The sequence below is a fragment of the Frankia sp. Allo2 genome (assembly GCF_000733325.1).
Classification (GTDB): Bacteria; Actinomycetota; Actinomycetes; order Frankiales; family Frankiaceae; genus Frankia; species Frankia casuarinae.
This window is the reverse complement of sequence record NZ_JPHT01000083.1, coordinates 1-944: the sequence shown is the minus strand read 5'-3', so window position 1 is coordinate 944 and position 944 is coordinate 1. Positions and strand designations below refer to the sequence as shown.

Sequence of the window (944 nt, the reverse complement as noted above, 5' to 3'; positions counted from 1 at the left end):
CTGGATGTCTAACCTGGGTCCGTGATCCGGATCAGGGACAGTGTCAGGTGGGTAGTTTAACTGGGGCGGTTGCCTCCTAAAGGGTAACGGAGGCGCCCAAAGGTTCCCTCAGCCTGGTTGGCAATCAGGNGTTGAGTGCAAGTGCACAAGGGAGCTTGACTGTGAGACNGACNNGTCGAGCAGGTGCGAAAGCAGGGACTAGTGATCCGGCGGTGGCTTGTGGAAGCGCCGTCGCTCAACGGATAAAAGGTACCCCGGGGATAACAGGCTGATCTTGCCCAAGAGTCCATATCGACGGCAAGGTTTGGCACCTCGATGTCGGCTCGTCGCATCCTGGGGCTGGAGTAGGTCCCAAGGGTTGGGCTGTTCGCCCATTAAAGCGGTACGCGAGCTGGGTTTAGAACGTCGTGAGACAGTTCGGTCCCTATCCGCCGCGCGCGNAGGAGNCTTGAGAAGGGCTGTCCCTAGTACGAGAGGACCGGGACGGACGAACCTCTGNTGTGCCAGTTGTNCNGCCANGNGCATGGCTGGTTGGCTACGTTCGGAAGGGATAACCGCTGAAAGCATCTAAGCGGGAAGCCTGCTTCGAGATGAGGTCTCCCACAGGGTAGCCTGGTAAGGCCCCCGACTAGATGATCGGGTTGATAGGCCGGAGGTGGAAGTGCGGTGACGCATGGAGCTGACCGGTACTAATAGGCCGAGGGCTTGTCTTCGAAGGTGCTACGCGTCCACTGTGCGGTTCTCGGGTGTACGGCCGGTTCGGCTGGTATATCTGGATAGTGTTTCGGTGGTTTTGGCGAAGGGGAAACGCCCGGTCTCATTCCGAACCCGGAAGCTAAGCTCTTCAGCGCCGATGGTACTGCATGGGGGACTGTGTGGGAGAGTAGGACGCCGCCGGACGTATACGAGTGTGGGGCTGTCTCCCTAGGGAGACAGCCCCACAC

At 59.5% G+C, this 944-nt stretch carries 1 rRNA gene and 1 other annotated feature (1 of these 2 running past the window's edge); the gene reads left to right on the top strand.

The annotated features are described in order from the left end of the window. Window positions 1-713: a sequence feature (mutual gap in cmsearch alignment for this rRNA model is longer than 100), on the top strand (it extends 2,340 nt beyond the left edge of the window). A gap of 70 nt (window positions 714-783) precedes the next feature. After that, window positions 784-900 (top strand): 5S ribosomal RNA (gene rrf, locus ALLO2_RS22705). The last annotated feature ends 44 nt before the right edge of the window (window positions 901-944 follow it).